Origin of the sequence: Mycetocola sp. BIGb0189, assembly GCF_024810155.1 — a bacterium.
Classification (GTDB): domain Bacteria; phylum Actinomycetota; class Actinomycetes; order Actinomycetales; family Microbacteriaceae; genus Mycetocola; species Mycetocola lacteus.
Genome location: NZ_JANUED010000009.1, coordinates 15,585 through 36,196 on the forward strand (window position 1 = coordinate 15,585; position 20,612 = coordinate 36,196).

At 67.3% G+C, this 20,612-nt stretch carries 20 protein-coding genes; 9 read left to right on the forward strand and 11 right to left on the reverse strand.

Features of this window, described 5'->3' with window-relative positions; translation table 11 throughout:
* Positions 1-201: 201 nt before the first annotated feature.
* Complete coding sequence (adhP, locus tag M2390_RS13795) at positions 202-1,215, reverse strand: alcohol dehydrogenase AdhP (protein WP_259179801.1); 1,014 nt, start codon at positions 1,213-1,215, stop codon at positions 202-204.
* 276 nt (positions 1,216-1,491) lie between these two features.
* On the opposite strand from adhP, the gene M2390_RS13800 reads away from it, so the two are divergent.
* The 3 genes from M2390_RS13800 (at position 1,492) to M2390_RS13810 (ending at position 4,614) form a co-directional block, all read left to right on the forward strand.
* Positions 1,492-2,745, forward strand: coding sequence for a GAF domain-containing protein (locus tag M2390_RS13800; protein WP_259179587.1), 1,254 nt, complete (start codon positions 1,492-1,494; stop codon positions 2,743-2,745).
* 107 nt (positions 2,746-2,852) lie between these two features.
* Positions 2,853-3,317, forward strand: a complete 465-nt coding sequence (locus M2390_RS13805; protein WP_259179588.1) for an Rrf2 family transcriptional regulator — start codon at positions 2,853-2,855, stop codon at positions 3,315-3,317.
* 145 nt (positions 3,318-3,462) lie between these two features.
* On the forward strand, positions 3,463-4,614 hold the full coding sequence (locus M2390_RS13810; protein WP_259179803.1) for a globin domain-containing protein: 1,152 nt from the start codon (positions 3,463-3,465) through the stop codon (positions 4,612-4,614).
* A gap of 49 nt (positions 4,615-4,663) precedes the next feature.
* On the opposite strand, the gene M2390_RS13815 is transcribed toward M2390_RS13810, so the two are convergent.
* Positions 4,664-5,974: a DUF1254 domain-containing protein gene (locus M2390_RS13815; protein ID WP_259179589.1), complete on the reverse strand. Its 1,311-nt coding sequence runs from the start codon at positions 5,972-5,974 to the stop codon at positions 4,664-4,666.
* On the reverse strand, positions 5,971-6,927 hold the full coding sequence (locus M2390_RS13820; protein ID WP_259179590.1) for a DUF1254 domain-containing protein: 957 nt from the start codon (positions 6,925-6,927) through the stop codon (positions 5,971-5,973). Before M2390_RS13820 ends, M2390_RS13815 begins: the two co-directional genes overlap by 4 nt.
* A gap of 175 nt (positions 6,928-7,102) precedes the next feature.
* Here M2390_RS13820 and M2390_RS13825 point away from each other — a divergent pair, with 175 nt between their 5' ends.
* On the forward strand, positions 7,103-7,777 hold the full coding sequence (locus tag M2390_RS13825) for a GAP family protein (protein WP_259179591.1): 675 nt from the start codon (positions 7,103-7,105) through the stop codon (positions 7,775-7,777).
* A gap of 64 nt (positions 7,778-7,841) precedes the next feature.
* Here M2390_RS13825 and M2390_RS13830 read toward each other — a convergent pair whose 3' ends face one another.
* The 3 genes from M2390_RS13830 to rarD form a co-directional block, all read right to left on the reverse strand.
* Entirely contained in the window at positions 7,842-10,529 is a 2,688-nt protein-coding gene (locus M2390_RS13830) for a LuxR C-terminal-related transcriptional regulator (RefSeq protein ID WP_259179592.1), read from the reverse strand.
* A gap of 136 nt (positions 10,530-10,665) precedes the next feature.
* Complete coding sequence (guaB, locus tag M2390_RS13835) at positions 10,666-12,168, reverse strand: IMP dehydrogenase (protein WP_030148043.1); 1,503 nt, start codon at positions 12,166-12,168, stop codon at positions 10,666-10,668.
* 102 nt (positions 12,169-12,270) lie between these two features.
* Positions 12,271-13,260 (reverse strand): EamA family transporter RarD, encoded by a 990-nt coding sequence (rarD, locus tag M2390_RS13840; RefSeq protein ID WP_259179593.1) that lies wholly within the window; start codon positions 13,258-13,260, stop codon positions 12,271-12,273.
* A 160-nt stretch (positions 13,261-13,420) separates the two neighbouring features.
* Between rarD and M2390_RS13845 the strand changes: the two genes are divergently transcribed.
* The 3 genes from M2390_RS13845 to M2390_RS13855 all read left to right on the forward strand — a co-directional run bounded on the left by M2390_RS13845 (position 13,421) and on the right by M2390_RS13855 (position 14,932).
* On the forward strand, positions 13,421-13,801 hold the full coding sequence (locus M2390_RS13845) for a DUF4190 domain-containing protein (protein ID WP_259179595.1): 381 nt from the start codon (positions 13,421-13,423) through the stop codon (positions 13,799-13,801).
* Positions 13,802-13,912: 111 nt separating this feature from the next.
* A complete protein-coding gene (locus M2390_RS13850) occupies positions 13,913-14,311 on the forward strand; it encodes a DUF4190 domain-containing protein (protein ID WP_259179597.1) in 399 nt (132 codons plus the stop codon).
* Between the two features lie 123 nt (positions 14,312-14,434).
* Positions 14,435-14,932, forward strand: a complete 498-nt coding sequence (locus tag M2390_RS13855) for a DUF4190 domain-containing protein (RefSeq protein ID WP_259179598.1) — start codon at positions 14,435-14,437, stop codon at positions 14,930-14,932.
* A 63-nt stretch (positions 14,933-14,995) separates the two neighbouring features.
* Here the strand turns inward: M2390_RS13855 and groES are convergent, their stop codons facing one another.
* Positions 14,996-15,292 carry a co-chaperone GroES gene (groES, locus tag M2390_RS13860; RefSeq protein WP_030148038.1) on the reverse strand — a complete coding sequence of 99 codons (297 nt, stop codon included), beginning with the start codon at positions 15,290-15,292 and terminating at the stop codon, positions 14,996-14,998.
* Between the two features lie 163 nt (positions 15,293-15,455).
* On the opposite strand from groES, the gene M2390_RS13865 reads away from it, so the two are divergent.
* Complete coding sequence (locus M2390_RS13865; RefSeq protein WP_259179602.1) at positions 15,456-16,643, forward strand: class I SAM-dependent methyltransferase; 1,188 nt, start codon at positions 15,456-15,458, stop codon at positions 16,641-16,643.
* 44 nt (positions 16,644-16,687) lie between these two features.
* Here M2390_RS13865 and M2390_RS13870 read toward each other — a convergent pair whose 3' ends face one another.
* Positions 16,688-17,227 carry a hypothetical protein gene (locus tag M2390_RS13870; RefSeq protein ID WP_259179605.1) on the reverse strand — a complete coding sequence of 180 codons (540 nt, stop codon included), beginning with the start codon at positions 17,225-17,227 and terminating at the stop codon, positions 16,688-16,690.
* 190 nt (positions 17,228-17,417) lie between these two features.
* Between M2390_RS13870 and M2390_RS13875 the strand changes: the two genes are divergently transcribed.
* Complete coding sequence (locus M2390_RS13875; RefSeq protein WP_259179607.1) at positions 17,418-18,230, forward strand: putative protein N(5)-glutamine methyltransferase; 813 nt, start codon at positions 17,418-17,420, stop codon at positions 18,228-18,230.
* On the opposite strand, the gene tsaD is transcribed toward M2390_RS13875, so the two are convergent.
* Genes tsaD through tsaB form a run of 3 tightly spaced genes read right to left on the reverse strand, consistent with a single transcriptional unit; the run spans position 18,227 to position 20,560 of the window.
* A complete protein-coding gene (gene tsaD, locus M2390_RS13880; protein ID WP_121687489.1) occupies positions 18,227-19,303 on the reverse strand; it encodes a tRNA (adenosine(37)-N6)-threonylcarbamoyltransferase complex transferase subunit TsaD in 1,077 nt (358 codons plus the stop codon). The genes M2390_RS13875 and tsaD overlap by 4 nt on opposite strands.
* 25 nt (positions 19,304-19,328) lie before the next feature.
* On the reverse strand, positions 19,329-19,913 hold the full coding sequence (rimI, locus tag M2390_RS13885; protein WP_310503995.1) for a ribosomal protein S18-alanine N-acetyltransferase: 585 nt from the start codon (positions 19,911-19,913) through the stop codon (positions 19,329-19,331).
* Positions 19,913-20,560, reverse strand: a complete 648-nt coding sequence (gene tsaB, locus M2390_RS13890; RefSeq protein WP_259179611.1) for a tRNA (adenosine(37)-N6)-threonylcarbamoyltransferase complex dimerization subunit type 1 TsaB — start codon at positions 20,558-20,560, stop codon at positions 19,913-19,915. Before tsaB ends, rimI begins: the two co-directional genes overlap by 1 nt.
* Between the last annotated feature and the right edge of the window lie 52 nt (positions 20,561-20,612).

Genomic DNA, 20,612 nt, shown 5'->3' on the forward strand with positions numbered 1-20,612 from the left:
CGCCGAAGTGACCTACTCTAGTAATCCTGAAGTCTTTAGCCAGGAAGCTCGCCGCATTTGCTAGCAGCTGAGTCAGTTGATTCGCCGGGCGAGACCTCTCCCTCAAGGCGTGCGTGTGACTAGGAACGCGAGACACGAAATCGAAGGCGGCCCCGCTCCCCGAATGGGACGCGGGGCCATCTCTACGACAGGTGACTAGGACTAGCGCAGGTCCATCACGATGCGGCCGTCGATTGCGCCGCGCTTCATCCGGTCAAACACCGCGTTGATGTCGTCCAGCTTTGCGGTCTCCACGGTCGGCACAACCTTGCCGTCGGTGTAGAACTGAACGGCCTCGATCATGTCCTGACGGGTTCCCACGATCGATCCACGGATGGTGAGACCACGCAGCACGATGTCAAAGATGTTGGCGGGGAAGTCCCCCGGGGGCAGGCCGTTGAACACGATGGTGGCACCGCGACGGGCAATCGCTAGCGCCTGGGCGAAAGCCTGCGGGTGAACGGCCGTCACCAGCACACCGTGCACACCACCGGTCTGCGCCTGAACGACGGTGGCGGGATCCTCGGTCAGTGCGTTGACGGTCACCACGGCACCGTGGTGACGGGCGAGTTCCAGCTTGGCATCGTCCACATCGATGGCCACAACCTTGAAGCCCATCGCCACCGCATACTGCACGGCGATGTGGCCGAGGCCGCCGATACCGGAGATCGCGACCCACTGGCCCGGACGCGCATCGGTGACCTTGAGGCCCTTGTATACGGTCACACCGGCACACAGGATCGGGGCGATTTCGACCGGGTCGATGCTCGGGTCCAGGCGGGCGGCGTAGGTGGCGTCCACGAGCATGTACTCGCCAAAGCTGCCGTCCACCGAGTAGCCACCGTTCTGCTGCTTCTCGCACAGGGTTTCCCACCCGGTGCGGCAGTACTGACAGGTGCCACAGGCGGACCACAGCCAGGCGTTGCCCACCAGGTCGCCCACGGCCAGATCGGAGACGCCCTCGCCCACGGCGACGACGGTGCCCACGCCCTCATGCCCGGGGATGAGCGGGGACTTCGGGGCGACCGGCCAGTCTCCCTGCACGGCGTGCAGGTCGGTGTGGCAGACCCCGGTGGTGAGAACCTTCACCAGAGCCTGGCCCGGCCCCGGAGTCGGGACGGTGACCTGATCAATGGTGAGGGGTGCCCCGGCGGAGTGGGCGACGGCGGCGCGCATCGTGTTCGACACGTTTACTCCAATCGTATGGAAATGATTCACCCCACCGTGATGACGGATTCGGGGCGATGACCCGTTGGTCACCCTCATGCTAGGACCGCCCGGGTTGCATTCAGTTGCGGTCTATAACCGATGTCATGAAAAGCTGTTTTTGCCGTCGGCGCTCCCCTAGACTGGCGGTGAGCGCTGCCCGCTATTCGGGGTGTGACCACCCTTCCGGCGGGCCCAGGGTCGCGACCATTGGGGTCGTCCACAGCACGGCGAAGGGACACAATTATGTGGTCTACGGTTTCCCCCACCCCCGGGCAGAGCGAGCTGGTTCGCCAGTCATGGAGCCGATCGGCCGCACACCGAGTGGACCCGGCTGGACGCCCCGGACGCACCCAGCTGACCCCGGACGAGCTGCACAATCGGCGCACCCACAGCCCGCTGACCGAGCTCATCCCCATCGCCCGGGCGCTCCTCCTGGGTGAAAATGCACGTGATGGTGACGCACTGGTGGCCCTCGGCGATGCCGACGGGACGCTGCTCTGGGTGGAGGGCGATCACGACCTGCGCGATGCGGCCGAGTCGATGTCCTTCATGCCGGGAACCGACTGGTCCGAGGCGGCGGTAGGCACCAGCGCCCCGGGCACCGCACTCGCGCTCGAGCGGCCGGTCCGGGTCCACCACGGGGAGCATTTCGCCAGCGCCGCCAAGTCGTGGAGCTGCCTGGCCGTGCCGCTGCGCGATCCCGAGACCGGCACCGTTCTCGGGGTGTTGGATCTGACCGATCGGACCGGGGATATTCGCACCCACGGCGAGCGCCTCCTCATCGCCACCGCCTACGCGCTCCAGCAGGAGCTCTTGGTGCGCCGGCTGCGAGAGAAGGCTGCCTCGCCACATCGGTCGGTCCCGGTCTTAGCCCCCGATGCCGCCCCGTGCGGCACGCCCAGCCTCGACGTGCTGGGCCGCGATCTGGGTGTCCTGCGAGGCCCCACGGGCGAGGCACGACTGAGCGCACGGCACGCCGAGATCCTCACCCTGCTGGCCTGGCATCCCCAGGGGCTCACCGCCGAACGGCTTGCCGATCTGCTGTACGAGCGCAAGGCTCCACTGGTGACCCTGCGCGCCGAGATCGTCCGGCTGCGCCGAGTCCTCGCCGAGGTGGGCATCTCGACGCTGGGCACCCGCCCCTATCGCCTGGATCCCGAGCTGGACACCGATGTACGCCGGGTGCTCTGTCTCCTGGACCGCGGGGCGCACCGCAGGGCTCTGGCCGCCTTTACCGGCGACGTCCTGCCCTCCTCCCGGGCACCGGGCATTCTGACCATCCGCGAGCAGGTCCGCGAGCGGCTGCGGGAGTCGCTGCTGACCGGTGCCGCGGTGGAACCGCTGCTGGAGTTCGCCCGCGGTCCGCACGGGATCGACGACCTCGAAATCTGGCGCATGTGCCTCCACCTGCTGCCCGCGTGTTCCCCGCGCCGAGCCGGAGTGCTGCGCGAGATCACCCGGATCACGCGCGAACTCGACGGCCAGGTGCGCGTGTAATCCTCCGGCAGTACCCTCCGCAATCGGCGCGGAGACGATAGGACGCCCCGACATACGGTTTCCGACAGCCCCGCCCATTGCCCCGGGGCGCTGCCTATGCTGACGGCATGAAACTCAGCATGTTTGCCGACGCCTCCCTGCGGGCGATGGTCATGCTGGCCGCCCTCCCGCCCGGCGAGATTCGCACGGCTCGCGAGGTGGCCGAGGTGATCGAGGTACCGGTCACGCACCTGAGCAAGGCGATCTCCCGGCTCTCGGATTTTGGGCTGGTCGAGGTGGCCCGCGGACGATATGGCGGCGCTCAGCTGACCGCGGCGGGGCGGGAAGCGAGCGTGGGGGCGGTGCTGCGTCGCCTGGATCCGCGCTCGGATCTGGCGGAGTGTGTCAGCGTCGAGGGAAACCAGTGCCCGCTGATTGCCGATTGCGCGCTGCGCAGCATCCTGGCCGAGGCGCGGGAGGCGTTTTATCGATCGCTGGATCGGCACCTGATCGTGGATCTTCCCACGCCCCGGCAGATCCACATCATGTTTCCCACGATTCCCGTATGCACCCCGGTTGCGGCCGCGCTGTAAAACCGACCCGATACCCCATCTTGGTGCGCCAATCGAGCGCTCAGGATGCGTCAAAACTCCCGAGGACGGTCCATGGAGGCTGCAAGCTGCTCATATACGCATTGTGAATGCGCCGATGAACGCACATTTCAACCGAAAGGGAACCATGCTCTCCTCCACCTCCCGTCCCCTGATCGAAGCGACCCTGCCGCTCATCGCCGAGCGGATCGAATTCATCACCCCCGAGTTCTATAAGCGGATGTTTGCCGCGCACCCCGAGCTGCTGGACGGCATGTTTAACACCGCCAACCAGGGCACCGGCGAGCAGCCGCGGGCACTGGCCGGAAGCATCGCCGTCTTCGCCACTCATCTGCTGAAAAACCCGGGCACCTACCCCGAGGCACTGCTCTCACGTATCGCCCACCGCCACGCCTCCCTCGGCGTCACCGCCGACCAGTACGACATCGTATACACACACCTGTTTGCCGCGATCGCCGCCGATCTCGGGGAGGCCATTACTCCGGAGATCGCCGCCGCCTGGAGCGAGGTGTACTGGCTGATGGCGCATGCGCTGATCAAGCTTGAACGCGACCTCTACGCCAGCCAGGCCAATGATCGGGTATGGATGCCGTGGCAGATCTCCGAGCGTGTCGAGGTGGGCAACGCCGTCAACATCACCTTCACCCCGGCCGATGACACCCCGATCACCCCGGCACGCCCCGGCCAGTACGTCAGCGTTAAGGTCCGCCTGGACTCGGGCACCCATCAGGCCCGCCAGTTCACCCTCACCAGTCCCGGTGGGGCCGAGCGCCGCATCACCAGCCGTCGCCGCGATGACGGTGCCGTCTCCCCGATCCTGCAGGACCGGATGCCCGTGGGCAGCGTCGTGGAACTCTCCAACCCGTATGGTGACGTGGTCCTCCCCGCGGGAGATCACCCGCTGGTTCTGGTCTCCGCCGGCATCGGCTCGACCCCGAGTGCCTCGATGCTGCGCACCCTCGCCCTGGCGGGTTCGGGCCGCCGGGTCCAGGTCCTGCATGCCGACCAGTCCCCCGAGGTCTGGGCCCTGCGCGATCAGATGATGACCGATATCGCCCGCCTGCCCGGTGCCAGCGTGCACACCTGGCTCGGCGAGGGCAGCGGCGAAGCCATCGATCTGAGTCGCCACAACATCCCCGCCGATGCCGAGCTGTTTGTCTGCGGTCCGCAGCCCTTCATGCAGCGCATCCGCGAACAGGCACTTGCCCTCGGGCTGCCCGCCAGCCGGGTCCACTACGAAATCTTCGGCCCGGACGTGTGGCTGCCGCAGGTCGACTAGACACAGAATGGCGGGCCGGTGACCTGGGTCACCGGCCCGCCATTTGGGTTTAGAGCGCCCTTATTTCGGGATAGGCATAGGTTTCATCGAGGATCTCGCTGCCCGGAATATAGAAGCGCATCACCAGCCGGAACCGTTCCGCCGGGGCGGGCAGCCAGTTGGCACGCGCGTCGGGATCGGTGGGTTCGGTGTGGGACAGGATCACATCCAGGGACCCGTCCGGCCCATAGTGCAGCCCCGCCGTGCGATCGCCGATCGAATAGCGATCGATCGGGTTGTCCACCAGGTAGTAGCGGGGGATGTCATACAGGGTGATCGACCAGAATGCGCCGACCGGCGGGCGATCCGGGAAGTGGATCCGATACGTGGATTCACCCACGAGCGGTGCCCCGGTGATGTCGGTGAATGCCTGCGCATACACCGCCTCATAGGCGTGATTACCCCACAGGCCCAGCCGGCAGCTGATCGCCCGGTCGAGGACGCGGCGGTCAGGATCGGTGGTCAGCCAGCGCGGATCCGCGACGGTGCCCAGGCCCAGCACGTGCACGTTGTAGTCGAACAGGTGCATACCCACACCCCAGCCGTTGTAGAACGGAGCGTCTCCCGTGGTGGTGGCGAGCTCCAGATCTGAGACCCCCTGGGTGAAGGTCTCGGTATACAGATCCGGCGCGGGGATCGGATACTCGGCGGCGAGCGCCGCATCGGCTTCGGGGACCGGGAAGCGTGCGGCCCAGGCCGCGGCCTGACGCCAGAACAGTTCGGCCTCGGCTTCGACTCCGGCCGAATCCCCTAACGCCGCTTCGGCCTGGCCCGCGACCGGAGCCACCTCGGGGATGCCCCGGCCGACCTGGTTCGGGTCCAGTGGGGTCAGCAGCGTGGCATCCTGCAGCCGGTGCACCGCGGGCAGATCCGCGGGTCCCGTACACGCAAACCGTCCCACGATCGAGACGATATCGGTCGAGGCACGAATCACCGGCAGCTCGCTCTCCCCGCTCCATCCCGGGGGCACAATCAGGAAGGAGCCGGCCGCGTTTCCGGTGGCCCGGGTTCCCACATAGGCGATGTTGTTGGTCCAGGCGTCCACGAACTGCAGCACAAAATAGCGCTCACCGAGTTCGGGGGTATCCAGGCGGATTGGCCCGACCGAGAGGTCCAGCTGCGCCATCGAATAGACGGTGTCGTTGTTGATCGTGACAAACGTATCCTGCGGCCCGGCAAGGGTGCGGGCGTGGGAGAACGTGTTGGCCGCAGCGGCGGGATTGGACCCGATGCCGGTGGTCAGATAGCGGGTGACCTGACGCAGGTTCTCCACCAGCGGATAGTGAAACAGGTAGGCGCTGGGACGAGGTTCGGTGCTCATGCTGCGGCCTCCGTCCGGGTCGGGGCGGGCAGCACCCAGGTGCCGTCCACGATTTCGGGGTGCGGCTGATAGAAGCGCACCAGGTAGTTCCAGCCGGGCATGATGCCCAGCTCATTGGGGGCACCCGTGGCGGCCGGGGCAAAGCGTACGGTAACCGAACCATCGGGGTTTGCCTCCCCGGTCACGCTGTTGACGCTGGTCAGGGTTCCCTCGATGGCTTCAAAGTAGCCCTCGGCGTTGTACAGCGAGACCGACCAGAACGCGTCCACCGGGACATCGCGCAGGGTCAGCTCATACGCATCCAGCGGCAGGGAATCGTCCACGTTGATGTAGTACGCCTCGCTCTCGGGCAGGCCACCCCAACCGGTGGCGGCACCGATCAGGTGACGAATCGGGTCCACCTCATCACTCGGGCCGAAGGCTCGGTCGAACCCGGCGAATCCGCGCCCCAGTTCCAGCAGCGCATCGCGGGTCCGGGTCAGGGATTCGGGCTCATAGTCGGGCAGCTCAAACGCCCGCGCGGCCCCGGCACTCGCCGCGAATCCGTCCTGCACCCGGTTAGCCTCGGCCACATCCGCGGGGTCATCGGGATCCACCAGCACCCGAACGGCTACCAGCGCATAGTCACTGCCCACCTCGGCGCGGGTAATCTCGTGGGTTCCCGCCTCGTGGAACACCCGGGGCGTGTACTGGTCCTGGCTGATCAGCGCCGCCGAGAGGTAGCGCCCACCGGCATCGGGCAGGGTCAGGGTGGCCCCCTCGCTCACATCCAGGATGATCGAGCTGTAGAGGGTGTCGCGGTTCTGGCGAATGACCCGCTGATCATCCAGCGCGGACGGGGCACGGTGGTGCACCCAGTGCCCCACCCCCGGCGTTCCCGCCAGCAGCGCGGCAAACATGCGGTTGGATTCGGCACGAACAAAATTATCGACGGTTACGCGGGTCGCGGTCATGGTCTTCTTTCTCTGGGTCTCAAACACTGATGTGGGTCTCGAACGCTGATGTGGGTCTCATGCATGGTGGATGAAAAAGGTGGTGGGGGATGGACGCGCGGTGCTCGCCCGCCTAGGTTGGTCCCGAATCGCGATCCGGTCAGAGATCGCGTCACGGCCGAAAGGACACCACAACATGGGCGATGCCCTGGGCGATGGACTCCCCCTCATGATCGGTGTGGCGCTCAGCCCGGTCCCGATGATCGCGGCCATCCTGATGCTGCTCTCCCCGCGAGCCCGGGCCACCGCCCCGGCATTCCTGCTGGGCTGGGTGCTGGGACTGGCGATCATCCTGACCGCGGCCACCGCGCTGTCCTCGGTGCTGCCACAGGCCGACCAGGAGGGCCCGCGCCCGGTCATCGGCGTGATCAAGATTGTGCTGGCGCTCGCGCTACTCCTGCTGGCGATCCGGCGCTGGAAGTCGCGTCCGGCCCCCGGAGAGAGCGCGCCCCTGCCCCGCTGGATGGATTCGATCAACGGCCTCGGCGTGCTGCGTGCGGTGCTCCTGGGCGCGATCCTGGCGGTGAATCCCAAAAACCTGGTGCTCGTACTCTCGGCCGGGCTCGCGATCGGCACCGCCGGCGCACTGAGCACGGGCGAGGTGGTCACCGCGGTGGTGGTCCTCACGGTGATCGGATCGCTGACCATCCTGGTCCCCGTGGTCGGATACCTGTTTGCCGCAAACCGGTTGGCCGGAACCCTGGAACAGCTGCGGATCTGGCTCACCCAAAACAACGCGGCGATCATGGCCACGCTGCTGCTGGTGTTCGCATTCGTGCTGCTGGGCAAGGGCATCGCCAGTTTCTCCTAGGCCGACCGGATCCCCTTTACCCTCGCCCACGAACGGTGTCGGCGGCTAGCCTCGGCCGCGGGAATCATCCACGGTTGGTGAGGTCGCGCAGCCGCACCGCGTCCCGCCTGGTGGTCACCCCGAGCTTGCGATAGATCGCCCGCTGATGGGTGCGCACGGTGTTCACCGAGACGTGCAGTTCGCGGGCGATCTCCTCGGCCGTCAGCGTGGTCCGCAGATACCCCAGAATCTCCCGCTCACGCGCCGAGAGGGTGGTGCCGGGTGCGGTAATTCCCCGCGGATGTGTATCCAGGCTCGCCAGGAACCCCTCATGCGCGCTCCCCCAGCGGCCGTGCGCCTCAAGGAGCCCCAGCAGGTCGGGATCCTCGGCGAGAAACGGGCGGCGAATGCCCTGCGGGACGGCCGCATCCAGTGCCCGTTCCAGCCGGTCGTGGGCGCCCGCGTGATCGTCGCGGGCGGCGAGAATCAATGCCGAGGTCACCAGGGCGCTCACCCGCAGATAGGACACCCGGTTACCCGGACCGATCAGGGCCAGCGCCCCGAGCGCGCGCTCGGGTTCCCCGGCTCGGCGATACACCTCGGCGGCGAGCGCCTGACACATCGGCACATCCTCGCGACCGTCCAGGCTGGCCAACCGCTCAAGCGCGGCGGTCCGGTCCCCGGCGGCGAAGGCCAGCACGGCCTCACCCAGGTCACGGTAGAGCGGCCAGGGCACCCCGTAGTATTCCCGCGGGGCCACCGCGGTCAGGGTGCGCCGGGCCCGGGTCCACGCCGCCGGATCCGGAGTTTCTGCGGCCAGCACCGCCAGCAGCACCCGGGCGACGCCGGCGAAGGACGTGGCCGAGGTATCCCGGATGATCACCGCCTCAAAGGCCCTCCGGGTTCCCGCACGATCCCCCCGCCAGAAGTGGGTAAAGCCGGTGGCGAAACGATCGATGCCGCCGTCCACGTGGGGGTGACCCGGTTCATCCCACTCAAGGGCACGGGTGCTGTGATTTCCACCCGGCGCATCGGCCGGGCGCGGTTCATCCGCCCCGTGATGGTTGCGGACATGTGCCGCAATCTCCTCGGCCAGCGCATCGGCGGCTCGGAATTGTCCGCCATAGACGCACGCGAAGCGCAGGTTAATCAGCGCCCATCGGGTGAGCTCGGTCAATCCCGACGCCCTGGCCTCCCCCGCCGCGGCCCGCAGCAGCCGCATGGTTTCGGCGGGATTGCGACGCAGCCTGGTTTCGGCCAGGCCCAGGACAAACAGCAGATAGGCGTAGGGCGTGTGCAGGCGAATTCCGGATTCGATCAGCTCGCGCATCCGGTCGGCGGCCGCGGCGAGTTCACCCCATTCGGAGGCGAGGATCAGTGCGGCGAGAACCCGGGTTTCCTCTCCGGTGGCTCGGTCGCGGAGGTGCCGCGCCTGGGCACGGGCGGCGAGGCTTGCGGCACCGGGAGGATCCCCCAGGGCGTCGAGGGCGCACGCACGCATCAGCAGAATTTCGGGATCATCCGGCCAGCCATCGGGCAGGGTCACACAGCGTTCGCGCAGGGTCTCGGCCCCGGATTCCAGGACCAGCCGGAGCCAGCTGGACCGCAGAATCTCCACCGCGGTTTCGGGCTGTCCGGCACGCAGGGCGTGCCCGCTCGCCTCGATCGGATAGTCGGTGGCGAGTTCCCGGGCGGCAATCGAGTCGAGGGTCACCGCGAGCGCCGGATGATCTCGGCGCAGCGCGATCCGGCAGTGCCGGGCGAACACATCGTGCCACCGGTAGACGCTGTTTTCGCCATCCACGAAGCGGGTGAGGAACAGGCCCGCCCGCTCACACTCGGCCAGCAGCGTGGCGCTGTCGGTGCGTCCGGAGAGTTCCTCGGCCAGCCGCGCACTCACCCGGTCACACGTGGTCACCCGCAGGATAAACTCGGCCAGCTCCGGCCGGACCGATCCCAGGATCAGGCCGGTCACATAGTCGGTCAGGACCGGTTCGGTAGATGCCAGGCTCACCCGTTCCCCGGCGGTGTGTCGACCGATCAGCTCCAGGTGGACCGCGATCGGCCACCCCTGGGTCCGAGCCTGAATTCCGGCGGCCTCGGCGTCGGTGATACCGTGGCCCGCGTGTTGAGCGCTCTGGGCGATCTCGGGCGCACGCATCGACAGGTCCTCGGCGCCGAGGGTACGCGAGCGCCCATAGGCCCGAGCCCGACTCAGCAGACGCTCAAGGCCGCCCTGGCCCGCCAGGACCAGGGTCAGGCCGGCTTCGGTACCGTGCCGGGTCAGGTGCTCAAGGATTTCCACGCTCGCCGGATCCGCAATCAGGTGCGCATCATCAATGACCAGGGTCGACGTGAGGGTGTCTCGGTCCCGCTCGGCGAGGAAGGTCAGGAGGAGGTCGGCCGCACGCAGCGGATCGGCATCGCGGCCCAGCAGCGCACTCACGCCCGCCCGTGCGGTCGCGGCTCCGGGGCTCCGGTCGCCGTGGGTCAGCGCCGAGAGGATGCCGCCCACCAGGCCGCGCGGATCCGTATGGCTGCGGGTCAGCGTGAGCCAGGCGGTGGTCTCGGGCCGGGTGAGCGCCCAGGCCGCCAGCGCCCCGGTTTTCCCGTATCCGGGTGGTGCAAGCACCAGCACCAGGGGGACCTCGGCCACGGCCTCATCAATCAGACGCGACACCCGGGCGCGTGCCGGAGCGTCGCTGCGCGGTTCCGGAGGCGTGGTAAGAAACCACGGCGATTCCCGCCAGACCCCGTCAAATTTTCCCTCCACGCTGGCAGCATACTGGCTGTCATGGGTCTGCGGGGGAAATCCTTATCGAACTCCGTCACACTCCGGCCGGTTGTATCGTGTGTGCACACAAAACGGGCCGGTGATCAGGATCACCGGCCCGTTTTGGGATGCGAGATTAGCCGCGGTAGTTGGGGGCCTCGGCCACCATCTGGATGTCGTGCGGGTGGCTCTCCTTGAGGCCGGCCGCGGTGATCCGGACGAACTTACCGTTCTGCTTGAGATCCGCGATGGTGCGCGCTCCCACGTAGAACATCGACTGACGCAGGCCACCGATCAGCTGGTAGGCCACGGCCGAGAGCGGTCCACGGAAGGGAACCTGACCCTCGATACCCTCGGCGATGAGCTGGTCATCGGTGGGTACGTCGGACTGGAAGTAGCGGTCCTTCGAGTACGAGGTCTTCTTGCCGCGGGTCTGCAGCGCACCCAGCGAACCCATGCCGCGGTACTTCTTGAACTGCTTGCCGTTGACCAGCACCAGGTCTCCGGGGCTCTCGGTGCAGCCCGCGAGCAGCGAACCGAGCATCACGCTGTCGGCACCGGCAACCAGGGCCTTGGCGATGTCACCGGAGTACTGCAGGCCACCGTCGGCGATGACCGGAACGCCGGCCTCGCGAGCGGCCAGGGAGGCCTCGTAGACGGCGGTGACCTGGGGCACACCCACGCCGGCCACCACGCGGGTGGTGCAGATCGAGCCCGGGCCCACGCCCACCTTGATCGCGTCGGCACCGGCGTCGATCAGCGCCTGCGCACCCGAACGGGTCGCGACGTTGCCGCCGATGATGTCGATGTGGGCGAAGCTCGGGTCGGCCTTGAGCTTACGGATGATGTCCAGCACGCCGGCGCTGTCGCCGTTGGCGGTGTCGACCACGAGCACGTCCACACCCGCGTCGCGCAGGGCGGAGGCGCGCTTCCAGGCGTCACCGAAGAAACCGATGGCCGCACCCACGCGCAGACGACCCTCGTCGTCCTTGGTCGCGTCGGGGTAGCGCTCGGTCTTGTCGAAGTCCTTGATGGTCATCAGACCGCGCAGCTTGCCGGCCTCATCCACCAGGGGCAGCTTCTCAACCTTGTGCTGGGCGAAGATCGCCAGCGCGTCTTCCTTGGAGATGCCAACCGGGGCGGTGATCAGCGGCTGCGGGGTCATGACCTCGGACACCTTGGTGGTGGCCATCTTGTCGTTGTCCACAAAGCGCATGTCGCGGTTGGAGATGATGCCCACGAGGGTGCCATCGGACTCCACAACCGGCAGACCCGATACGCGGAACTCGCCGCAGATCGCGTCCACATCGGCCACGGTGGCCTCGGGACGGGTGGTGACGGGGTTGGTGATCATGCCCGACTCGGAGCGCTTCACCTTGTCCACGTGCGCGGCCTGCTCCTCGATGGAGAGGTTGCGGTGCAGGATGCCGATACCACCGTGGCGGGCCATTGCGATCGCCATGCGGGACTCGGTCACGGTGTCCATTGCGGAGGACAGCAGCGGCGAGTTCATGGTGATGCGCTTGGTGAGCCGGGTGGTCGTGCGTGCCTCACTGGGGATCACGTCGGTGTGCCCGGGAAGGAGCATCACGTCGTCATAGGTCAATCCCAAGAATCCGAACGGATCCGGCTGTTCCATATTTCCTCTTTTGCTGTCTCTGGGCCCGGGTGGGGGTCGCGGATGTCCACTCGAATCCCGGTAGGGACCCGATAGTCCATGTTAAGCGATATTGCGGGTGATTTATTTCCCCTGGTTCTCAGGCTTCTGTGTGGGGGCGACGATCGGGATCGCGCCGGTCTGCGCCTGAGCCAGGGCGGCATCCGCGAGCCGGTTCGCCCGGCCGTGACGAACCAGGTCTACCGACAGGATAACGAGTGAGAGCCACACGATCCCAAATCCGATCCACCGCTCGGGCGGCAACTGCTCTCCCAGCACCAGCCATCCGATCAGGAACATCAGGGTCGGGCCGAGATACTGGGCGAATCCCAGGGCGGTCAGCGAGATGCGGCGAGCGCCCGAGGCGAACAGCAGCAGCGGGGCTGCGGTGGTGATGCCGGTCGCGATCATCAGCACGGTAAGCAGCGGCGAGGAGTGCAGCAGATCCAGGCTGCCGGTGTGTGCCCAGACGATGCCGATGATGACCGCGGCCACCGGGAGCAGCAGGATCGTCTCGACAAACAGGCCGGTCAGCGCGCTGACCCGGGCCCCGATGCCCTTCTTCAGGACGCCATAGATGCCGAAGGTCACCGCGAGGATCAGCGCGATCCAGGGAACCCGACCCAGGCCGATCGAGATGATCACAAACGCCACCACGGTCATGCCCAGCGCAAACCACTGGGTGGGGCGCAGCTTCTCACGATAGATGAGCACGCCGAGCAGGATGGTGACCACCGGGTTCACGAAGTATCCCAGCGCGGCCTCGACCACATAGCCACTCGTGGTCGCGATCACATAGGTTTGCCAGTTGATGTAGATGACCATCCCGGCGGCGGCGATCACCCCAACCATGCGCGGGCGACGCAGGACCTCACGCACCTCGGGCCAGGTGCGGGTGACGGTGATCAGCAGGGCGCAGAGAATCGCGGTGAACACGATTCGCCAGGCGACAATCTCGAACGGGTTAACGGAGCTGAGCAGGACGAAGTACAGCGGCAGGATGCCCCAGATCAGGTAGGACAGGAGCGCATAGGCGAGGCCGCGGCGTGACTCGGACGGGGTAGGGGAAGTCAAGGGTGTGCTTTCTTTGTGGGAACACCCGAGGATAACCCGAATTGTGCGGCGGCCATTCCGTGTCTCGGCATGCGACAGCCCTCGACACCGGTTCCGCCGCCCCGGCCCACGAGCATCGCGGGCGTGAAAGCGTGGACTCACCGGCATTCCAGGAGCAGACATGACTGACATCACACCCGAAGTTCCGTCCGAGAGGTCGGGGTATCCCCCCTATTCGACGGTGCCCTATTCGACAGTGCCGTATTCGACGGCACCGTATTCGACAGGAGGACCGGAGGCCTTCCCGACGGCACCTCCACGCATCGCGACGATGGCGATCCTGGCGCTCATCTTCGGGATCCTACTTCCCCCGGTTGGCATCGTGCTCGGGCATATCGCACTTTCAAAGATCAAAACCTCAGGAGAGGGCGGCAGAGGAATGGCGCGGGCGGGTCTGATCGTGGGCTACGTCAGCACACTCCTGGCAATTATCGGCGTGGTGCTGTTCTTTGTCCTGATGAGGTTCCTGCTCGGAGCGATCTTCAGCGAGATGTACGTCTAAAGCCGCGTGGATCATGCGACAGCACTCGGTACTCGCTCCGACTTCCCCGAGCCCCGTCCCACACGGGTGTGAAAGCGTGGAGGAAAACGGTTTTATCAAGGAGATCCGAACATGAGCGACACCAACTTCACCCCTCAGCCGGGTGCCGAACAGCCCGCCGCATATCCCGCCCAGCAGCCCGCCCCGGGACTTCAGGGGTACGCCGCGGCTCCGCAGCAGGGGTACGCCGCCCCGCAGCCGGGGTATGCTCAGCCCGGCTACGCCGCCGCACCGCAGAAGACCAGCGTCATGGCCATCCTCGCGCTCATCTTCGGCATCCTGGTGGCGCCGGTCGGCATCGTCCTGGGCCACATCGCCCTCAAGCAGCTAAAAACCTCGGGCGAGGGCGGTGAAGGTCTGGCCAAGGCCGGCTTGATTATCGGCTACATCTTCTTTGCACTGTGGATCCTGATCAATATTGTCGGGGTGATTACGGCTCTCGCCGGTGCGAGCAGCAGCTACGGCTACTAGCCGCCGCACACGAGACGCCCGCTTCACCGAGCGGGCGTTTTGTTTACCCAAAAGTCCCGCACTGGCCCCGAAATATGCAGGTATGCCAGAATTAGGGGACATAACCACCGAGGGGAACCCACCATGAGCGACAACAACAATAACTTCCCGGGGCAGCCCGAGCAGCCCCAGGGTCAGCCCGCCTACCCGGCACAGCCCGAGCAGCCCTACGGCCAGCCCGCCTACCCGGCACAGCCCGAGCAGCCCTACGGCCAGCCCGCTTACCCTGCTCAGCCCGAACAGGCTGGGTACCCGACCCCGCAGGGCTACCCCGCTCCCGAGGCCTATGGCACCCAGCAGGGATACGCCCAGCCCGCTTACCCGGCGACCCCGCCGCGCACGAACCTGCTGGCAATCCTCTCGCTGGTCTTCGCGTTTGTCTTCGCCCCGGCCGGTATCGTGCTGGGACACATCTCCAAGAAGCAGCTCAAGACCTCCGGTGAGGGCGGCGCGGGTCTGGCAACCGCCGGTCTCGTGCTGAGCTATATCTTCACCGCCCTGTACATCATCGGCGGAATCTTGATGATCGCGTTCTATGCGTTCCTGTTCGCGAACATCCCGTCCGACTACAGCACCTACTAACCCCTCGCACAACACAGCGCCCATCCGGAAAACCGGATGGGCGCTGTGTTGTCTCCTGCGTGGTTAGCGAACCACCACGGCGAGAACGTCGCGAGCCGAGAGCACGAGCAGGTCTTCCCCGCCGTACTTCACCTCGGTTCCGCCGTACTTGGAGTAGATGACCTTGTCGCCGACGGCGACGTCGAGCGGGATGCGGTTGCCGTTGTCGTCGATGCGACCCGGACCGACCGCAACAACCTCGCCCTCCTGGGGCTTTTCGGTTGCGGACTCGGGGATGACCAGGCCCGAAGCAGTGGTACGCTCCGCCTCGACCTGCTTGATGACGATGCGATCCTCGAGCGGCTTGATGGAGACCGACACGGTTGACCTCTTTCTAGACTAAGCGTGGTTAGCACCCTCACGTCGAGAGTGCTAATCACAGTCTAGGGATCCGTTGGCACTCTTGCAACGCGAGTGCCAACGCGGCGACACATTCGGCGGCATGCCCACCACACGCGACTCACGATATTGGTAGGTTTGGGCGGTGGACAGAAACGAGCTACTCGAACTGCTGACCCCCGAGGGGCTGCGTCTCCTCGATGATCTGGCGCAGGAACCCGCGGGTACCGACCCGGTGGCGCGGGTGAGTCGTCTGCGCGCCCAGGGCCATTCCCCGGCACTGGTGGCGGCGGCGCTGACCCAGGACCGACTGCGCCGCAAGGCGGTGGGAAAGTTCGGTGAGTTTGCCGAGCGCATGCTCTTCACCCAGGCGGGCCTCGAACAGGCCACCCGGTTACGCGTCGCCGCACTGCACGCCGGACGCTTCCGCGCGCTCGCTCCCACCCACCTGGTCGACCTGGGTTGCGGGATCGGCGGGGATGCGCTGGCCGCCGCCGCCATCGGCCTGCGGGTCACCGCCGTGGACCGCGACGAGGTCACCGCAACCCTCGCCAGCTACAACCTGGCCCCGTTCGAGAACGCCGACGTCCTCAACGCCGCCGCCGAGGACGTCGATCTCACCGCATATGACGCGATCTATCTCGACCCCGCCCGGCGCACCTCCGGTCACAGCAACACCACCCGGCTCACCCGGGCAGCCGATTACTCCCCGAGCCTCGACTTTGCCTTCGGCCTGGCCGAGACGCGGGCGGTGGGCATCAAACTCGGCCCCGGGTTTGACCGTGAAGACATTCCCGAGGGCTGGGAGGCCCAGTGGATCACCGTGGACGGGCAGGTTGTGGAGCTCGGTCTGTGGTCCCCGCGACTGGCCCGTCCGGGCATCACCCGCGCCGCCCTGGTACTGAACGATGCCGGCAGCCACGAGATGACCGCCGCCGCGGACAGCGCGGATGTTGAGGTGCGCGAGCCGGGCGAGTACCTGTATGAGCCCGACGGCTCGGTCATCCGCGCCCGCCTGATCGGCGATCTGGCCCGGGAACTGGATGCGGGCATGCTCAGCCCGGGCATCGCGTACCTGACCGGAGACACCGCGGTCGAGACCCCGTTTGCCGCGCGCTTCCGCATCCTGGAGCGCTTCACCCTGGATGAGAAAAAGCTCAAGCGGGAGCTCAAGGCGCGCGGAATCGGCACGCTGGAGGTCAAGAAGCGCGGGGTGGATATCGACCCGGCAACATTCCGCAAAAAGATGTCCCTCTCGGGGAAAAATGCGGCCACGCTGTTCCTGACCCGTATCGACGGGCAGCACGCGGCACTACTGGCCGAACGCGCCTAACCCCCGAAAGCAGTAACTCCCCCGGACGGTTTCACCCCGCGTGGCTAGGCGAGAATCAACTCCACGATACGCAGCACGCTGTATCCCGCCCACAGGACCGTGGCGATCAGCCCGGCCACCGCCAGCGTGCGGCCGTGGCGCGCACGCGCGTGGCCGGCGGGATCTCCGCGCAGGGCGCCCGGGGCGAGGACCAGCGCGATGATCGCGGCGGGGAATCCCCACCCGAATACGATGCCTCCCACCAAACCGATCAGGCCCCACACAAACGTGGCGGTGGCGCGCCCGGTGGACGGAGCGGCGGCGACCCCAAACCCGGCATAGCCTGCGGCGGCATCGCTCCAGCCCGGCGGCGGAGTCTGAGCAGGCAGCGGCGGAGCCTGGCCGGGCAGCGGAGCCTGGCCGGGCAGCGGAGCCTGGCCGGGCAGCGGAATCTGGCCGGGCGGCGGAGCCTGGCCGGGCAGCGGCGGTGTCTGGCCGGGAGGGACGGGTGCTCCGGAAATTCCGGCGGCCGCGTCACTCCACCCGGGTGCCGGCTGGGCCCCACCCGAGGGTGTGCCGGGGTTCGGGAATCCTGGGGTGGTCATGGGGTCCTCCGAGACGAGTGCTGTCGCGATCCACACACGCGGGCGGGCACCCACGTCCTGGGTAGACTATCCGAATCCGGCCACGAATCGGGGTGGATGTCGTCGAGCGACCGCGAATATCCCCACCCATTCGGGGCCGATCTCCGACAAAACCCTGGCTTCTCACGGCGCTCGGACGTACCATGTCGCCATGCGCTCCACGACGCAATTCCCCTGGGAACCGGTCACCGACCGGCTCCGTGCGGCTGGTTGTGTGTTTGCCGCCGAAGAGGCGGCCCTGCTCGCCGAGGTGTGGGAGATCCGTGGACCGGCGCAGACCGAGGCCCTGATCCGACGACGAATAGCCGGGGAACCTCTTGAGCAGGTACTCGGTTGGGCGGCCTTTCTTGGGCTGCGGGTGCGGCTGGGTTCGGGGGTTTTTGTTCCCCGTCGACGCACCGAGTACCTGGCGCTGCGTGCCATCGCCCGCTCCTTTGAGACCCCGGGGGCGCAGATCCTCGATCTCTGCACGGGCTCGGGTGCCATCGCACTGGCCGTGCGTGAACACGTCCCCGATGCCCGCCTGATCGCCACCGACAGCGATGCCCTCGCCCTCGAGTGGGCCCGCCAGAACCTCGGCGCGGATGTCCCGCTGTATCTCGGCGACCTCTATTCGGCGCTTCCCCCGAGCCTGCTGGGCAGCTTCGATGTGATCGTGGCCAACGCCCCCTATGTGCCCACCGGAAGCATCGCCGGGATGCCCGCCGAGGCGCGCGACTTTGAGCCCACAGCGGCCCTGGACGGGGGAAGCGATGGCCTGGTCATCCACCGGCGCATCCTCGCCGATGCCGCCCGGTGGCTGCGTCCGGGAGGGAGCCTGCTGATCGAGATCTCGGCCGCGCAGCTCGGCACCCTGCGCGAGGCGTTTGCCGCCGCCGGGCTGCGTCCGCACGCGAGCCATGATCCGGCTCGCGAGGCCACCGTGCTGGAGGGCACGCTCCCCGGAGAAGGATCCGCTCGCTAGCTACCCGTGGTGAGCTCGGCCACCTGGATCTCGGTCACCGGCAGGGTTGAATCGGCGGCGACACCGAGGCTCGACGGTTCCTTGCCGGCCATGATCAGCTGGGCGGCGAGCGCGGCGATCATCGCCCCGTTGTCGGTGCACAGCGAGAACGGCGGGATCCGCAGGGCCACACCGGCGGCCGCGGCCCGCTCGGCGGCGACCTCGCGCAGACGCGCGTTGGCCACCACACCGCCACCGAGCAGCAGGCGAGGCACGCCGAGATCCTTGCAGGCATTGATGGCCTTGGTCACCAGCACGTCCACGACGGCCTCGCGGAAGCTTGCGGCCACATCGGCGATCGGTACCTCTTCCCCGGCGTCCTCGGCGCGCTCGACCCAGCGAGCAACCGCGGTCTTGAGCCCCGAGAAGGAGAAGTCATAGCGGTGTGCGGCCATGTCCTTGGGCAGGCTCAGCCCGCGCGGGAAACGAATCGCGGCGGGGTTGCCACCCTCGGCCGCGCGGTCGATCTGCGGGCCTCCGGGGTAGGGCAGGCCGAGGATCCGGGCAACCTTATCGAAGGCCTCACCGGCGGCATCGTCGATCGTCTCGCCGAGCAGTTCCACGTCTCCGACCAGGTCGCGCACGAGCAGCAGCGAGGTGTGCCCACCGGAGACCAGCAGTGCGATGGTGGGATAGTCAAAGGGTTCCCCGCGGGTGTCCAGGATGTCCGCACCCACGTGACCCACCAGGTGGTTCACGGCATAGAACGGCTTGCCGGTGGACAGCGCGAGCGCCTTGGCCGCGCCCACCCCCACCATCAGCGCGCCGGAGAGACCGGGCCCGCTGGTCACGGCGATCGCGTCGAGCTCCTCGAAGGTCACACCCGCCTCGGTCATCGCCGCCTCGATCGAGGGCCCCATCGCCTCCAGGTGTGCCCGGGCGGCGACCTCGGGGACCACGCCGCCGTAGCGCGCGTGCTCATCCATCGAGGAGGCGATCGTGTTGCTCAGCAGGGTGGTGCCGCGCACGATGCCGATGCCGGTCTCATCGCAGGAGCTTTCGATCCCGAGGACAAGCGGGTTTTCGCGGTTCATGGTGTTCCTTTTTGACGGGGTAAAACTAGGCGTTCCGGCCGATGCCGGTTTCGGGCTGAGGGATGCTCAGACGCATCACGATTGCGGTGACGTTATCCGGCTGATAGTACCCCGGACGCTCGGCAATCTCCTCGAATCCGAGGTCGCGATAGAGCGTGCGCGGCGCGGGCTTGTCCTCGCGCACCTCGAGGAAGATCTCGCGGATGCGCTGGGCGCGGGCGATCTCGATCAGCGCGGTCATCAGGCCGCGGCCAATCCCCAGCCGGCGGGCCCGGGCAGATACGGCGATGGTCTGGATGTCGGCGTCCAGCCCACCGGCCGGGGCGAACAGGCCCGCGTAGCCGATGATCTCTCGCGGTCCCCCGGCGAAGGAGGCCACCAGGTAGTGCGTGTGTGGGGAGGCGAGGTCGGCGGCCATGGCCTGGCTGGACCAGGCATCGCTGACAAACTCGGCGGTCTCGATCGCCATGATCGCATCCAGGTCCTCGGCGGTGGCCGTGCGCAGGCTCCACACCGGGTCGATCTGGGGGCCGGTCGGCAGTGTACCGCCGGGCTGCGGGACACCGGGCTGCGGGATGGCGGCTTCGGGTGTCTGCGGGTTCTCGCCCACTAGCTCACCCGCTTGCGCGGACCCTGCGCGGCAATGTCCGGCGGGCGCAGGTACAGCGCCTCATCGGCCGCGTGTTCGCGCCCGGTGGTCTGCACCCGAAGGGCCAGGATGCCCAGGGCTCCGGCGGGGATCCCGACCGCGTCTACCCGGTGCGGGGCCACGATGCCGTCCGCCAGCCGTGCGGTTTCGGCGGCGTCGAGGTCATCGGGACGATCCAGGGAGGGTCCGGCCACCCGCACCGGAATGCCGTCGGCGTCCAGCCCGGTGTAGCGCGACCAGTAGAGTTCGCGACGACGCGCATCGGTGGTGACCAGGAGTTCGCCGGTCCCGCCGTTCTCGTACCATTCCAGGGCCAGGGCGTCGTGGCTCACCAGCGGGATCACCGGGATGTTTGCGCCCTGCCCGAAGGCGCGCGCGGCGGCGATCCCGATCCGCAGGCCGGTGAAGGGCCCGGGGCCCATCCCCGCGGCTACAGCGGTGATCTGCGCCGGGGCGGTGCCGGTCTCGCTCAGCACCTCCTGGATGAAGGTGCCAACCACCTCGACGTGCCGCCGGGTGTCTTCCAGGACGCGGGACGCGCGGATTTTCCCGGTGCCGTCCACGAGGGCGACGCCGGTTCCGGTGGAGGTATCAATGGCCAAAAACATATGTCCAGGATACCGCCGACCGCGCGCGATGCTCGCCCGCTAAACCCCGGCC

Bases quoted from the DNA above. Each gene is read 5' to 3' on its own strand.
- M2390_RS13845 (WP_259179595.1), top strand. From the start codon at position 13,421: ATGACTGACATCACACCCGAAGTTCCGTCCGAGAGGTCGGGGTATCCC.
- M2390_RS13875 (WP_259179607.1), top strand. From the start codon at position 17,418: ATGCGCTCCACGACGCAATTCCCCTGGGAACCGGTCACCGACCGGCTC.
- tsaB (WP_259179611.1), bottom strand. From the start codon at position 20,560: ATGTTTTTGGCCATTGATACCTCCACCGGAACCGGCGTCGCCCTCGTG.
- M2390_RS13825 (WP_259179591.1), top strand. From the start codon at position 7,103: ATGGGCGATGCCCTGGGCGATGGACTCCCCCTCATGATCGGTGTGGCG.
- M2390_RS13800 (WP_259179587.1), top strand. From the start codon at position 1,492: ATGTGGTCTACGGTTTCCCCCACCCCCGGGCAGAGCGAGCTGGTTCGC.
- M2390_RS13810 (WP_259179803.1), top strand. From the start codon at position 3,463: ATGCTCTCCTCCACCTCCCGTCCCCTGATCGAAGCGACCCTGCCGCTC.
- adhP (WP_259179801.1), bottom strand. From the start codon at position 1,215: ATGCGCGCCGCCGTCGCCCACTCCGCCGGGGCACCCCTCACCATTGAT.
- guaB (WP_030148043.1), bottom strand. From the start codon at position 12,168: ATGGAACAGCCGGATCCGTTCGGATTCTTGGGATTGACCTATGACGAC.
- M2390_RS13850 (WP_259179597.1), top strand. From the start codon at position 13,913: ATGAGCGACACCAACTTCACCCCTCAGCCGGGTGCCGAACAGCCCGCC.
- M2390_RS13820 (WP_259179590.1), bottom strand. From the start codon at position 6,927: ATGACCGCGACCCGCGTAACCGTCGATAATTTTGTTCGTGCCGAATCC.
- tsaD (WP_121687489.1), bottom strand. From the start codon at position 19,303: ATGAACCGCGAAAACCCGCTTGTCCTCGGGATCGAAAGCTCCTGCGAT.
- M2390_RS13815 (WP_259179589.1), bottom strand. From the start codon at position 5,974: ATGAGCACCGAACCTCGTCCCAGCGCCTACCTGTTTCACTATCCGCTG.
- M2390_RS13805 (WP_259179588.1), top strand. From the start codon at position 2,853: ATGAAACTCAGCATGTTTGCCGACGCCTCCCTGCGGGCGATGGTCATG.
- M2390_RS13855 (WP_259179598.1), top strand. From the start codon at position 14,435: ATGAGCGACAACAACAATAACTTCCCGGGGCAGCCCGAGCAGCCCCAG.
- M2390_RS13870 (WP_259179605.1), bottom strand. From the start codon at position 17,227: ATGACCACCCCAGGATTCCCGAACCCCGGCACACCCTCGGGTGGGGCC.